7 protein-coding genes are annotated in these 14,338 nt (G+C 66.6%); 3 read left to right on the top strand and 4 right to left on the bottom strand.

What is annotated here, in order from left to right; translation table 11 throughout:
• Window positions 1–2: 2 nt before the first annotated feature.
• Both U9J41_RS00820 and U9J41_RS00815 read right to left on the bottom strand, forming a co-directional pair.
• Window positions 3–938 carry an SMP-30/gluconolactonase/LRE family protein gene (locus tag U9J41_RS00820; protein WP_322399703.1) on the bottom strand — a complete coding sequence of 312 codons (936 nt, stop codon included), beginning with the start codon at window positions 936–938 and terminating at the stop codon, window positions 3–5.
• 65 nt (window positions 939–1,003) lie between these two features.
• Window positions 1,004–3,154 (bottom strand): hypothetical protein, encoded by a 2,151-nt coding sequence (locus U9J41_RS00815; RefSeq protein ID WP_322399702.1) that lies wholly within the window; start codon window positions 3,152–3,154, stop codon window positions 1,004–1,006.
• 395 nt (window positions 3,155–3,549) lie between these two features.
• On the opposite strand from U9J41_RS00815, the gene U9J41_RS00810 reads away from it, so the two are divergent.
• Window positions 3,550–4,785: an acyltransferase family protein gene (locus U9J41_RS00810; RefSeq protein WP_322399701.1), complete on the top strand. Its 1,236-nt coding sequence runs from the start codon at window positions 3,550–3,552 to the stop codon at window positions 4,783–4,785.
• 23 nt (window positions 4,786–4,808) lie between these two features.
• Here the strand turns inward: U9J41_RS00810 and U9J41_RS00805 are convergent, their stop codons facing one another.
• Window positions 4,809–5,378, bottom strand: coding sequence for a phasin family protein (locus U9J41_RS00805; RefSeq protein WP_322399700.1), 570 nt, complete (start codon window positions 5,376–5,378; stop codon window positions 4,809–4,811).
• 227 nt (window positions 5,379–5,605) lie between these two features.
• Between U9J41_RS00805 and U9J41_RS00800 the strand changes: the two genes are divergently transcribed.
• Window positions 5,606–8,344, top strand: a complete 2,739-nt coding sequence (locus U9J41_RS00800) for a TonB-dependent receptor (protein ID WP_322399699.1) — start codon at window positions 5,606–5,608, stop codon at window positions 8,342–8,344.
• Window positions 8,345–8,358: 14 nt separating this feature from the next.
• Window positions 8,359–12,363: a ligand-binding sensor domain-containing protein gene (locus tag U9J41_RS00795; RefSeq protein ID WP_322399698.1), complete on the top strand. Its 4,005-nt coding sequence runs from the start codon at window positions 8,359–8,361 to the stop codon at window positions 12,361–12,363.
• Between the two features lie 8 nt (window positions 12,364–12,371).
• On the opposite strand, the gene U9J41_RS00790 is transcribed toward U9J41_RS00795, so the two are convergent.
• Window positions 12,372–14,321 (bottom strand): putative bifunctional diguanylate cyclase/phosphodiesterase, encoded by a 1,950-nt coding sequence (locus U9J41_RS00790; protein WP_322399697.1) that lies wholly within the window; start codon window positions 14,319–14,321, stop codon window positions 12,372–12,374.
• Window positions 14,322–14,338: the final 17 nt, after the last annotated feature.

Genomic DNA, 14,338 nt, shown 5'->3' with positions numbered 1-14,338 from the left:
CATCAATACGGCGATCCGGTGACGTCCAGCCGGATCTGCCAGATCGCGCCGGCGCCCGTCAGGTACAGCGTCTTGCCGTCGGCGCCGCCGAACGCGGCGTTCGTGACGTTGGCGTCCGTGCGGATCGTCGCCAGCTCTTTTCCCTCCGGCGAGAACACGCGCACGCGCCGGGCCGGGTGCTCGCTCACGTAGAGATTGCCGTGGCAGTCGACGGCCATGCCGTCCGGGACGTCGAGCCCCTTCACGATGTCGCGCCCCGGTCCCGGCACGCCGTTCACGATGGGGTAGGCGCGCAGGAAGCCGTCCCCCGCGTTCACGTACAGCACATCGCCGGCGGGCGACAGCGAGACGCCGTTCGGATTCGGCCGGCTGCCGTCGACGAGCGTCACCTTGCCGTCCGTGCCGACGCGGTACACGCCCGTGACGGGCTGGCCGCCGGGCGCCGCCGCCTTCTGGAAATCCGGGTCCGTGAAATAGATCGTGCCGTCCCTGGCGATGGCGATGTCGTTCGGCGAATCGAACACCTGGCCTTGGTAGTTGCCGGCGATGGTCGTGCGCTTGCCGTCCGCGAGCGCATAGCGCGACAAGGCCTTGTACTTGTGCGTCGCCGCGACGATGTCGCCATGCGCATCGACGGCCAGGCCGTTGCTGCCGCTGTCCTCGACGACCGTGCTCACGGTGCCATCCAGCGCCAGCTTGCGGATGCGCGACGGGAAGCCGGGCGCGAAGCTGAAATCGGAAAAATACAGGGCATCCTTGATCCACACGGGCCCTTCGTACAGGCCGGCCTCGCTGCGCGACGGCTGCACCGCCGCGACGCGCTCGGCGCGCAGTTCGCCGGACGGCGCCCGGCCGCAGGCCGGCGCGGCGTGGGCGCCCGCGGCGTAAGCCAGCGCCAGCAGGGGGCCGGAGAGTGCGAGGACGGTGCGGAGGTGCATGGGATGCCTTTCGTTCGATGGTCGGAGAAATTCATTGTAGCGCTTGTCCGACCCGCGATGGGAGCTCAGTCGTCGTCCTTGTCCTGGTCAACCCGGCGATCGTCCTTGTAGCGGCATGGTTCGATCTTCGACGCGGCCGCCGCGCGGCACCAGCCCATGCCGTGGCGCCGGCCATCCGCATCGATGCCGCCGGTGAACACGATATTGTCGGCCGCCGGCCATTGATAGTCGCCATACAGCCATTTCCCGCGGATAGGGGCGCTGCCGTGGGCCGGCACGAAGGTGCCGGCGCCATGCGCCTCGCCTTGCAGGAACGTGGTCTCCAACCGGCCGTCCTTCGTCACGAGGACGCCGGCGCCGGCGGGCAGCGCGTCGTCGACGCCGCCTTCATATGAGACCATCTTGCTGTCGGCCGGGAAGCCGATGCGGCCTGTTCCGTGCGCCCTGCCCGCCAGGAATTCGCCTTCATACACGACGCCCCGGTCGCTCACCAGCTTGCCATGGCCCGACGGCAATCCATGCACGAAATCGCCTTCGTAATAGGTGCCGGTCAGGCGTGTCCATTTGCCCTTGCCGTCCGGCTTGCCATCGACCAGCGCGCCTTCGTACACGGCCCCGCTCTTGTAGTGCAATTGGGCGCCCGCCGGGGTGGCGCTGCTCTCCATGTCGGCCAGGAGTTCCAGGTTTTCCATCCACAGCACGTCGAGCGGATGGTCGCCCGCGGCGCCGAACGCGACGGCGCTGCGCATGCTCTTGAGCGCTTCCGGCAACGCATGGTTCCGGAGGTAGAGTTGCGCCAGCGCGCGGAAACTGCTCGGCGCCGGTTCATAGATGACCACGGTATCCAGGACAGCGATGCCTTCCTGCGCCGGCCCGCTATCGGGCGCCAGCGTGTACAGGTAACCGAGGCCATAGTAGGCCAACGAATTTCTCGGGTCCGCCTGGATGGCGCGGCGATACAGCGGGCGCGCCTCCTCCAGCAAGGCTTCCCAGCCCGGGGTCCCGGTGTCGCGCATGGCGAGCGCCGTCATGCGCAGGCTTTCGGCGCGCGTGGCGAGCAGCGCGGGATCGTTCGGGTATCGTTGCAGCAGCGTCTCCAGGCGCGCCATGCCATCGTTGACGACACCGCGATTGACGGCGATCGCATTGGCCTTGGCATCGTCCGGGTGGAGCTTGAGATTGGTGTCGATCAGCTCCCTCGACACCTTGATGTCGCCCTTCGCGAAGCGCGGCACCACGTCCGCCAGCACGGCATAGGTGGCGGCACGGTCGAGTTTGGTGACCTTCACCGGGACTTGCGGCAGATCGAGGCCGTCCTTGCCGGTCGAAAAACCGCGTGCCGTCAGGTGGCGCTGCACGTAATTCCGCATGTCGCTGTCGAGTTCAGCGTAAGACTTCTTGAATGCGAAGCGGACGGCCTGGTCTTCGGACAACCCCATATTATGCAAGCGGAGGTAATGGGCGAGTTGCCGGCGCAGCTCGGGGCTCGAATTAAAGTAATGGATCGCGTATTTCGCGCGGGCGTAAAAGCGCGCGATGTCGGTTTCGGCGCCCCTGGTCTCGTCGAATTTCAGCCTGGTCGTATTGAACAGCCATTTCGTGTCGAGATCGACCCTGCCCATCCGGTCGACCAGCCACGCTTCGCGCCCGCTGCCTTCGACCGGATGGCCGAACCACGCCATGCCGTCGTGAATGACCAGCGACGACCAGTATTCGGACATCCCTTCGTCATACCAACGCGGATACGACGTCGTTTCGGGCGAATAATGCATCAGGAAATGGTGGTATTCATGCAGGATCGTCGCGCGCGACCAGTCGCTCGTATCGGCCGACGTGGCGTAATCCTCGATCCTGGCCAGCGCCGCGTAACCGTAGCGCGACAGGGTGAATATACCGGCCAGGTTTTTATGCAGGCCCAGCGTCGCGAAGCTGCGCCTGCCCATCGCCACGATCGTCAGCGGCGGCCCGTCCAGCGATTGCGCACCGCGTACGCGATTCGAGATATACCGCAGGTTTTCCAGATCGACGATCATCCGGCGCGCGACGTCTTCTGGCTGTTCCGTGACGACCCGGAAATTCGGACTGTCGATTTCGATCCAGTTTTTGTCGGCGAGATCGCTCGCATCGCTGGCGTGCGCCAGCGGTATCACCATGAACAGGATCGACAGTGCGCGCGAGAGCTGCCGCAAGGGTAATGTGGCGAAAGGCTTTTTCATGCCGCCATTCTAGATTGCACGCATATCTGAAATAGTCACCAATTATTGCGGCGGCGACGGTAGCTCAGCCGCGTCATTTGCGGTTTATATAATCGATATGTGAAATCCCAATTGGATTTATTTCCACCATGCCCCGATAATCTGAACCGTCTCCTCTATCTTCCTCCAAGAAAATAGATTCAGCCCGCCCCGTGCGGGCTTTTTTTTTGGCCGTGTCCCGTTCCCGTGTCCCGTCCCGAAAATCCGCTTATCTCCGCAGGCGACCGCCCCCGATGCGGCCTGCCGTCCGACCCGCCCCGCCCCACTCCCGCCTCGCCACATTCCGCTCGCCCCCGCGCGAGCGGCCAACTAGTCTGACGTCGTCATCTCCCACAACCAACCACGGACGCTCCGCCATGACGACTATCCGCCCGCTGCCGCGCTATCACTTCCTCGACTGGGTGCGCATCATCGCCTTCTTCCTGCTGATCCTTTACCACGTCGGCATGTATTACGTGACCTGGGACTGGCACGTGAAGAGCCCCCATGCCAGCGAATTCCTCGAACCCTATATGGCGCTGTCGTCGCCGTGGCGCCTGTCGCTGCTGTTCCTCGTGTCCGGCGTCGCGTCCAGCTGCATGCTGGCGAAGCTGCAACCGCTCGTGTTCCTGCGCAAGCGCAGCTGGCGCCTGTTGATGCCGCTGGTGTTCGGCATGCTCGTCATCGTGCCGCCGCAGTCGTATTGCGAAGTCATCGAAAAGCTCGGCTATGCGGGCAGCTACGGCGACTTCATGCGTTTATACGTGCACGGCTACCACGGCTTCTGCAAGGACGGCTGCCTGATCCTGCCGACCTGGAACCACCTCTGGTTCGTCGCCTACCTGTGGGTCTACACGGTCGTGCTCGCGCTGCTCATGCTGGCGCTGGGGCCGCGCTTCGACCGGCTCGCCGCCCGCCTCGGCCAGGCGCTGACGGGCTGGAAACTCGTCTTGCTGCCGGCCGCCGCGCTGGCGCTGGCGCGCATGCTGATGCTGGACCGCTTTCCGATCACCCATGCGCTCATCGACGATTGGTACAACCATGCGCACTACCTGACCGTCTTCCTGCTCGGCGCCCTGATCGCGCGCGTGCCGGGCATCTGGCCGCGCGTCGCGGCCCTGCGCTGGCCGGGCCTGGCGCTGGCCCTGGCCGGCTGGGCGGCCATCATTATCTGGTACGCGCTGGACCACGGCGCCATCGCGGGCACGCGCTGGGAACTGCTCGTCTATCCGATGCGCGCCGTGTATGTGCTGATGGCGTGGAGCGCGATCCTGGCCGCGTGCGGCTTCGCACAGCGCCACCTGGACCGCGACGGCCCGGCCCGGCGTTACCTGACCGAGGCCGTGTTCCCCGTCTACATCCTGCACCAGACCCTGATCGTCGTGCTGGCCCATGCGCTGAAAGCCCTGCACCGCGCGCCCGGCCTGGAAGCCATGCTGCTGGTCGTCCTCGTCACGGTGCTCAGCTTCACCGGCTTCGAGATCGTGCGCCGGGTGCCGCTGCTGCGGCCCCTGTTCGGCCTCGGGCCGCGTGCTCCGATGGCGTCCCCGGCCGAGGTGACAGTCACGGCAGCAGGCACGGCACCAGGTACGGCCGCGACCACCCCGGCCTGACCGCCACGCCGCGCGATACGGTGTCAGTGCGTGGTGGCGGGGCGCTGTTGCTGGCCGCCCTGCTGGCCGGCCTGCTGCTGGGCGCCCGCCGGCACGTGTTGCTGGGATGTGGACTGCGGCTGGGCGGCACCGTTACCCGGGCGCATGAACGGATCGCTGAACTGGCGCGCGGCTTCCTGCTGGGCACGCAGGCCGCGCTCGGTCTGCTCGGTGGCGTCGCGGGCCACCTCGTCGGCCAGGGCGCGGGCGGTGCGGGTCGTGTTCTGCACGTGCTGCTCGGTGACGCGGGCCATCTCGACCTGGGCATCGGCCGCCAGGCGCGCGATGTGCTGCTGGTAGGCGCGCAGCTTGTCGGCCGCGGGCTGGGTGCGCGCAGTGGCGGCGCTCAGCAGCTCGGACTGGCGATCCGTGCTCAGCACGTGCTTGCCGGCCAGCGTCGTCTCCTCCAGCATCGTCTGCACCAGCTGGATGTTCAGGTCGCACATCTGCTGGAACGATCTGAACAACGACTTCGACATGTCGTTCAGAAACGCGGTCTGGGCATCGATATGGGTTCGGACCGCAGGCGCGATCGTTTGTGGAAATGGGTACATGGTTTGCCTCGCAAAAAGAGTCGGTTGAACGGGCCGCCGCATCCGCCGCGGCACGAAGCTCACAGACTAAGGTCGCGAGGCGGACTTCCTTTGATCTGGACTAATCGCGCGGGTTTGCGTGAGGTCAGGCGGTGGCGATCGCGGATTCCGAAGGCGCGTATTGACGAACGCGGACTATAATGACCTGCATCGCGTCGTCATCGGTATCGTTCAACGGCGAGGGGCACATGTTGAAGCATCAACTGACTCTCTGGAACATTGCCGCGTTCGCCCTCGCAACGAGCGTGGGACCGTGGGCCACGCTGGCGTGTGCCCAGGCGGACCAGGCGCAGGCCGGCGCCGCGCGCGACGCGGCGGTCGTCGAGGTCACCGGCACCCGCCTGATGCGCACCGATGCCGCAACCCCATCGCCGGTGGAAATCATCACCCGCGCGGACATCGCGCAGTCGGGCAAGACGAACCTGTCCGACGTGGTGCGCGCCCTCACGGTCGACAACAATGGGTCGATCGGCCTCGGCAACGTCAGCGGATTCGCCATGGGGTCGAGCGGCGTGGCCTTGCGCGGGCTGGCCGTCAACGCCACGCTGGTCCTGGTCAACGGCCGCCGGATGGTGCACTACGGCCTCGCCGACGACGTGCAGCGCACGTTCGTCAACCTGAGCGCGATTCCCCTCGACGTCGTCGACCGCATCGAAATCCTGAAAGACGGCGCCTCGGCGATCTACGGTTCCGATGCGATCGCCGGCGTCGTCAACATTATCTTGCGCAAGCAGTACCAGGGCGCGTCGGCCGATCTCGGCTATGGATGGACGGAAGGCGGCGGCGGCGCCATGCCGCGCGCCAGCCTGACGGGCGGCATCGGCAACCTGGACACCGACGGCTACAACGTGTTCGCCAATGTCGAAGCCTCGCGCCGGAACGGCATTCCGAGCGGCGACCGGGCCGGCCGCAAATGGATCGGCAACGGCGACCTGCGGCCGTACGGCTACGGCTTCACGGCGGGCGGCATCGGTCCGAATATCGGCGGCTGGTTCGACAATGCGAGCGGGACGGCGAACCCGAACCGCTTCGGCGCGGTCAGCCCGGCGACAGGGCCCGTCACGTGGCGCCAACTGCCGGGCTGCACGTCGCCCATCGCCCTGCCCGCCGGCCTGGGCGGCTGCCCCTACGACCGCGTCAGGGACTACGGCGCCGTCCTGCCCGAGGAAAGGAAACTGAATCTTTACCTGCGCGGGACGATGCGGCTGGCGGGCAATGTCGAGCCTTATGTCGAGCTCGGCAGGTTCGCATCCGATACCCGGTCGACCTGGGTCTTCGGTCCGACCGGCGTCAACGAATTGTGGATCGACCCCGCCACCAATGCGGTGAAGGACAATACCCGGCTCCCGCTGCCGGCGACGCACCCGGACAACCCGCTGGGCGCCGACGGCCTGCTCAGCTACCTCACCGCCGACGCGGGACCGCGCAGCTTCGAGCACGACAGCACGGTCTGGCGCGCGCTGGTCGGCGTCGGGGGCGAATGGGCCGGCTGGCGCTACGACACGGGTCTGCTGTACGGCCGCACCACGACCACGCGGATCCTGCGCGGCTTCATCCGCGACAGCGTGTTGCGGGCGGGGCTCGCCGGCACCGGACCGTTCGGCTACTACCGCCTCGGCGCCAATGCCGGCCTCAACCCGCCCGCGTTCTACCAGGCCTTGTCGCCCGAGATCGCGACCGACAACGTGTCGACGCTGACGATGCTCGATTTCAAGGCCTCGCGCGCATTGATGGCGCTGGCGGGCGGCCCGCTGGCGCTGTCGGTCGGCGCGGAATACCGGCACGAAACGCTGGACGCACCCGCCCCGCCGTACACCGATACCGGCGACATCGTCGGCTGGCCCTACTATGTCTACAGCGGCAAGCAGACGGTGGCCTCGGCGTTCGCCGAAGCCCTGGCACCGGTGTCCAGGCAGCTGGAACTCGACGGCGCGGTGCGCGTCGACAAGGTGCGCGATGCGGAGACGTCGGTCACGCCCAAGTTCGGCGTCAAGTGGACCCCGTGGCGCCAGCTGGTGTTGCGCGGCACCTATGCCGCGGGGTTCCGCGCGCCCAACGAGGTCGAGCAGGGCGCCGCCAATACGAACGCCGCTGCGCTCGACCTGACCGGCCACGGTTTCCTGAGCGTCGTCAGGACGATCGGCAATCCCGACCTGAAACCCGAGACGTCGAGGATGGTGACCCTCGGCGCCATCTACGAGCCGCGGCACGCGACGACCGTCGGCGCGACGTACTGGTGGCTCGAACGCAGCGACGAGATCAACGGCGCCGATCCGTACGCCATCCTGGCGGACAGCGCGGCGTTCAAGGGCGCGTCCGTCGTGCGCGATGCCCAGGGCAATGTGCTCGAGGTGAGCGCGCCCTTCCAGAACAACTCCCGCTCGCGGCTGCAGGGGATCGACGTCGACGTCGGCCACCGCCGGCCGATCGGCCGCTTCGGCACGCTGGACGCCAAGCTCACATGGACCTACCTCGATTATTACAAGAAGCAGTTTGCCGGCGGACCGACGGTCGACTATGCCGGCACGCACGGGCCGATGGTCGTCAGCGGCAACACGGGCACGCCGAAAAGCCGGGTGAATGCCGTGCTGGGCTGGGAACGCGCGGCCAACCGCGTGTCCGCGTCGGTGTCGTACATCGGCAGCTATCTCAACAAGGACAACCTCGCCGCCCCCTGCTTCAACCAGTTCGCCGACGGCGCGCCGGCGCCCGCCGGCTGCCGGGTCGCGTCGTTCACCACCGTCGACCTCCACGGCAGCCACCGGTTCGACAAGCACACCGAGATGTACGTTTCCATCGGTAACGTGTTCGACCGGATCGCACCGCTCGACCCCAGCGCCTACATCAACCTGAATTTCAATCCGTCGTTTCACCTGAGCGGCGCGATCGGCCGAACCTTCAACGTCGGCCTCAAGCTCGATTTCTGAACACCGGAGCCCCTATGCATGCAGCCCGCGACAAGCCCCCGACCGCATACGGATGGGTCATCGTGGCGATGCTCATTGTCCTGCCGGCACGGGGCGCCGAGCGCGCGACGCACTATACCGAAGCGTTCCAGCGCTTCGGCGTCAGCGACGGCCTGGCAAACAATGTGGCCTTCGACGTCGCGCAGGACAAGTATGGCTTCATCTGGGTGACCACCCGCAACGGCATCGCGAAATTCGACGGCTCGGACTTCACCGTCTACCGCCCGGTGCCGCCCGACGCCAAACGGCGCGTCGCCCAGTTCTACCAGACGATCGCCCATTCGCGCGACGGCAACCTGTGGTTCTGTTCGTGGGGGAACGGATTGCTGAAACTCGACCTCGCCACCGAACGGTTCACGTTCTTCCGGCACGACGACCGCAAGCCGGACACCATCGCCGGCAACAACGTCTGGTTCGCGTTCGAGGACAGGGACGGCATGATGTGGGTGTCGAGCCAGGGCGGGCTGTCGCGCCTCGATCCGAAGACGGGCGTGGCGACGGTCTACCGGCACGACCCGCTGCGGCCCGACAGCCTGGCGAATCCGATCCCGACCCAGGTCGTGCAGGACAAGGACGGCATGCTGTGGGTCGGCACCTACGGCGGCGGGCTCGACCGGCTGAATCCGGCCACCGGCAAGTTCAGCCACTACCGCCACGACGACCGCAACCCCAACTCGCTGGCCAACGATTCGGTCGAGGGGCTGTTCCTGGATGCCGACGGCACGCTGTGGATCGCCACCGACGGCGGTCTCGACCATTTCGATCCGCGGGGCGGCACCTTCACGTTGTTCCAGCACGACCCCGACGACCCGGGCAGCCTGGCCAACAACGCGGTGCTGAAGGTGATGCGCGACAGCCGCGGCCAGCTCTGGACGTCGCACTGGGGCGGCGGCATCCACCGGATGGACCCGCGCACCGGCAAGTTCATCCACTACCGCTACGATCCGGGCGATCCGTTGAGCGTGGCGTCGAACATGACCGAATACATGACGGAGTCGCGCGATCACGCGCTCTGGATCGCCACGTTCAACGGCCTGGTCCGCTTCGACGAGGAATCCGGGCGCTTCCACTCCATGTTCCAGCAAACGGGATTGTCCTCCACGTCCGGGCGCATGCTGGTGTCGGGCATGGCGACCGACCGCCACGGCCGCCTGTGGATCGTCAGCGAGGACGCGGGCGCGGTCCGCTACGACCCGGCCACCCGCACGTCGCGCCATTACCTGCCGGAGCCCGGCAACCCGCGCAGCCTGTCGGAGGTGGCGATCACCGCCATCGCCGTCGACGGCGACGGCACGGTCTGGCTGACGACCCGCGCCGGCCTCGACCGCTATGACGAGCGCACCGACAGTTTCGAGCGGGTCGCGTTGAGCCGGTACGCACCGCAGGGGGCCACGTCGGACAGCACCATCAGCGACCTGGCGATCGACCGCAACGGCATCCTCTGGATGTCGGTCTATGGCGTCGGGCTGCAGCGCTTCGACCCGAAGCGCAAGGTGCTGACGATCTATACCCACGACCCGGCCGCGCCGGCCAGCGTGGCCAACAACCTGACGAATGCGGTGCTGGCGGCCCGGGACGGATCGATCTGGGTGGCGGCCGACGCGGGCCTGAGCCGCTTCGATCCGGCCAGCGGCAAGTTCACGAATTTCACGGAACGGGACGGCCTCAGCACCCAGATCGCCAACGACCTGGCCGAACTGCCCGACGGCACGATCCTCATCGCGACCGACGTCGGGGTCAACCGCTACGATGCGCACAGCGGCAGGTTCACCGCCTTCACTGTGCAGCAAGGGATGCCGAGCAATTACGTGATGGCGCTAGAACCGGACGACCAGGGCAATATCTGGGCCGGCACGGACAAGGGACTGGTGCGCATCGCGCCGTCTTCCGGCAAGGTCCGGGTCTACGATGCGCGCGACGGCCTGCCCAGCAACCAGTTCTGGAACCACTCGGCCTACCGCGCCGCGGACGGCACCATGTATTTCGGCACCACCGACGGCCTGACCAGCTTCCATCCGGATTCGTTCCGGGACAATCCGGATGCGCCGCCGGTGTACATCACCGAGTTATCGCTGTTCAAGCACAAGGTCGTGGCGGGCCCCCATTCCCCGCTCGCCACCAGCGTCCACCTGGCCAAGGTCGTCACGCTCGATTACCGCCAGTCGAGCATCGGATTCCGGTTTGCCGCCCTCAATTACCGCTGGCCCGCCAAGAACCGGTACGCCTACCAGCTCGAAGGCTTCGACCGGGGCTGGACCTATGTCGACAGCGCGCATCGCGAGGCGGCCTACACCAACCTGTCTCCCGGCAATTACGTCTTCCGCGTCAAGGCTTCCAACAATGACGGGGTGTGGAACGACACCGGCGCGGCGCTCGCCATCACCATCACCCCGCCCTGGTGGCAGACGTGGACGTTCCGCGTGCTGATGGCGGTCCTGGCGCTGACGCTGACGTACGCGCTGTACCGGATGCGCGTGCGCCAGCTGCAGGCGCAGGCGCACAAGCTGCAACGCATCGTCGACGAACGGACGCACGACCTGCAGATCGCCAAGGAAAAGGCGGAAGTCGCCAACCAGGTCAAGAGCACCTTCCTCGCCAATATGAGCCACGAACTGCGCACGCCGCTGAACGCGATCCTCGGCTATGCACAGATCCTGCGCCGCGACGCCCAGCAGCCGGGCGGTCGCCAGGCCGCCGGCCTGGCGACCATCCAGGAGAGCGGCCAGCACCTGCTCAACCTCATCAACGACATCCTGGACCTGGCGCGGATCGAGGCCGGCAAACTGAGCCTGTATCCGACCGATTGCGACCTCGCCGCGTTGCTCGACCTGGTAACGAAGATGATCCGCGTGAAGGCCAAGGAGAAGCACCTGTCGTTCAGGTGCCAGGCGCCGGACGTGCCGGCCGCCGTGACGGTCGACGAGAAACGCCTGCGCCAGGTGCTGCTGAACCTGCTGGGCAATGCCGTCAAGTTCACCGACCAGGGCGAGGTCGGCCTGAAGGTGCTGAAGCTTGCCGCGCCCGCCGGCATGGTGCGCCTGCGCTTCGAAGTGGTCGACAGCGGCATCGGCATGACCGGGGAACAGATGGCGGGCATCTTCGAGCGCTTCGAACAGGCCGGCGACATGCGGCGGCGCGAGGGCGGGTCCGGGCTGGGCCTCGCCATCAGCCAGCAGCTGATTCGCATGATGGGCGGGCACATCGAGGTCGCGAGCCAGCCGGGCAAGGGCAGCCTGTTCTGGTTCGAACTGGACCTGCCCGTCGTCGCGGCGGCGCGCGCCGTGCTGCCCGCCCCGCGGATTATCGGCTACGAGGGCCCGCGCAAGCGGGTGCTGGTCGTCGACGACCTGCCGCTGAACCGCGTCCTGCTGATCGACGCCCTGCGGCCGCTGGGGTTCGAGGTGCACGACGCCGGCAACGGCCAGGAATGCCTCGATCTGCTCGACGCCATCGACCCCGACCTCATCGTGATGGATGTGATGATGCCGGTGATGGATGGGCGGGAAGCGACGCGCAGGATCCGGCAGCGCCCGCGGCGTGCCGGGATTCCTGTCATCGTGTCCAGCGCCAGCGCCACCCGCGAGGACGAATCTCAATGCTACGCGGCGGGCGCCGACGCCTTCCTGCCCAAGCCGATCGACAACGATCTGCTGCTCAAGACCATCGGCGACCTGTTGTCCCTGACCTGGATCACGGCGCCGGAACGGGTGCCGGAACCGCGCGAGCCCGAACAGGATGCCGATGTCGTCGTGCCGCCGCCGGACGAGATCGAGACGCTGTACCAACTTGCGCGGACGGGCAATATGCAAAGCCTGTGCGCACGCGCCGACTACCTGGACGACCTGGACGCACGCTATGCCGCCTTTGCCCAGCAGTTGCGCGGGCTGGCGGAAAGCTATCAGTCGAAAGCCATTCTCGCCCTGGTGGAGCGGTGCCGCGCGGCGCATGACGCGACGCGGACGGAGAATCCGCAGGAATGAGGCATCGCTTACTTCGACAGGCTGCGGCGCGTCGCCGGGTTCGCATTGCCGTCCGCTGTCGGCGTCAAGCTCGTTTGATCCAATAGTACGCTCAAGGATTCGGCCGGCACGGCCTGGCTGTAATAAAACCCCTGCGCGGCCAGGCAGCCGTGCGCCGTCAGGAAGGAGACGTGCTCGGCACTGTCGACCCCTTCCGCAATGAGGTTCAGGTGCAGGCTGTGCGCCATCGCGATGATGGCCGCGACGATCGCGGCATCGTGCGTTTCCTCATTGATGCCGATGACGAACGAGCGGTCGATCTTGAGCGCGTGAATGGGAAAGTTCTGCAGATACGCGAGGCTCGAATAGCCGGTGCCGAAGTCGTCGATGGACAACTGCACGCCCATATTGCTCAGCTGGTGCAGCACCGCCATATTGTCGTCGCTGGGCTGCATCGTCACGCTTTCGGTGATTTCGAGCTCGAGCGCGTCGGCGGGGATGCCCGTCTCCTCGAGCACCTGCGCCACGAAGCTCGTCAGATTGGCCTGGGCAAACTGCCGGGCCGACAGGTTGACCGCGATCCGCATCTCGGGATGTCCCCCGTCGCGCCAGCGCCTGAGCTGCGCGCACGCCTGGCGCAACACCCATTCGCCGATCGGCACGATGATGCCCGTCTCTTCGGCGATGGCGATGAACTCCACGCAGGAGCGCGGCGCCTTGCCCGGCGGCGTCCAGCGCAGCAGGGCTTCGGCCGAAAAGATCCGCCCGCTTTCCATGTCCACCTGGGGCTGGTAGTACACGGAAAATTCGTCGTGGGCGAGCGCCTGGCGCAACTGGTTCGTTGCCGCCATGCGCCGCCTGGCCGCTTCGTGCAGCGCTGCCGTGAAGAACTGGTAGTTCCCGCGCCCTTTTTGCTTCGCTTTGTACATGGCCGCGTGGGCCGCGTGCAGCAGCGCCGCCGCGTCGCCGCCGTCGGACGGAAAGAGGCTGACGCCGATACTGGCGCTGACGTGCAATTCGTGGCCGTCGACGGCAAACGGCCGGTTCAGGGATTCCAGGACCTTGCTCGCCACCAGCGCGGCATCGTTACTGGTCGGTAAGGCGGACAGGCAGACACCGAACGCGTTGCCGCCCAGGCAGCCGAGGCTGTCGCCTTCGCGCGTACACTGCTGCAGCCGCGAGGCGACCGCTTGCAGCATGCGATCGCCGATCTGGTTGCCGAGGGAATCGTTGATGGTCTTGAAGTGGTCCAGGTCGATGTGCAGCTGCGCGACCATTTCGTGCTGGTGGCGGCGCGCCTGCGCGATCGCCTGGTTGATCCGGTCTTCCAGCAACAGGCGGTTGGGCAGCCCGGTCAGGGCGTCGTGGTGCGCCATGTAGTCGATCCGCCGTTCCGCCTGGTTGTACTCGGCGATCTTCTGTTCCAGGCTGGCATTGGTCCGGACCAGCTCGGCGGTACGTGCGGCCACCCGCACTTCGAGCGCATCGTTCGCCGTCTGCAAGTCCGCTTCCGCGCGCCGGCGCATGGCGATTTCTTGTTGCAGCTGCGTATTTTGCTGGGCCAGGCGCTTTTGCGCGCTGCGCAGGGCGAGGTGCGTGTTGACGCGCGCCCACACTTCGTCGAGCTGGAACGGTTTCGTGATGTAGTCGACGCCGCCCGCCGAAAAGCCCGAGAGCTTGTCGTGGGTCTCGGACAGCGAGGTCATGAAAATGACGGGAATGTCGCGCGTTCCGGCGGCGGCCTTCAGGCGGCGGCAGGTCTCGAAACCGTTCATGCCGGGCATCATCACATCGAGCAGGATCAGGTCGGGCTGGACGAATTCGGCGCGCGCCAATCCCTCCTCGCCTTCCTGCGCGACCGCCACCCGAACCCGCCGACCTTCGAGATAATCCACCAGGATGCCGACATTGGCGGGCGTATCGTCGACGATCAGGACGGTTGGGGTGTCCACATCCGGTGGCACGACAGAGATCGCCATAATCGAATCCGTCCACT

The sequence above is a fragment of the Massilia luteola genome, from assembly GCF_034420155.1.
GTDB lineage: Bacteria > Pseudomonadota > Gammaproteobacteria > Burkholderiales > Burkholderiaceae_D > Telluria > Telluria luteola.
The sequence above is the reverse complement of the archived record's forward strand: the minus strand, read 5'-3'. Positions and strand labels throughout refer to the sequence as shown.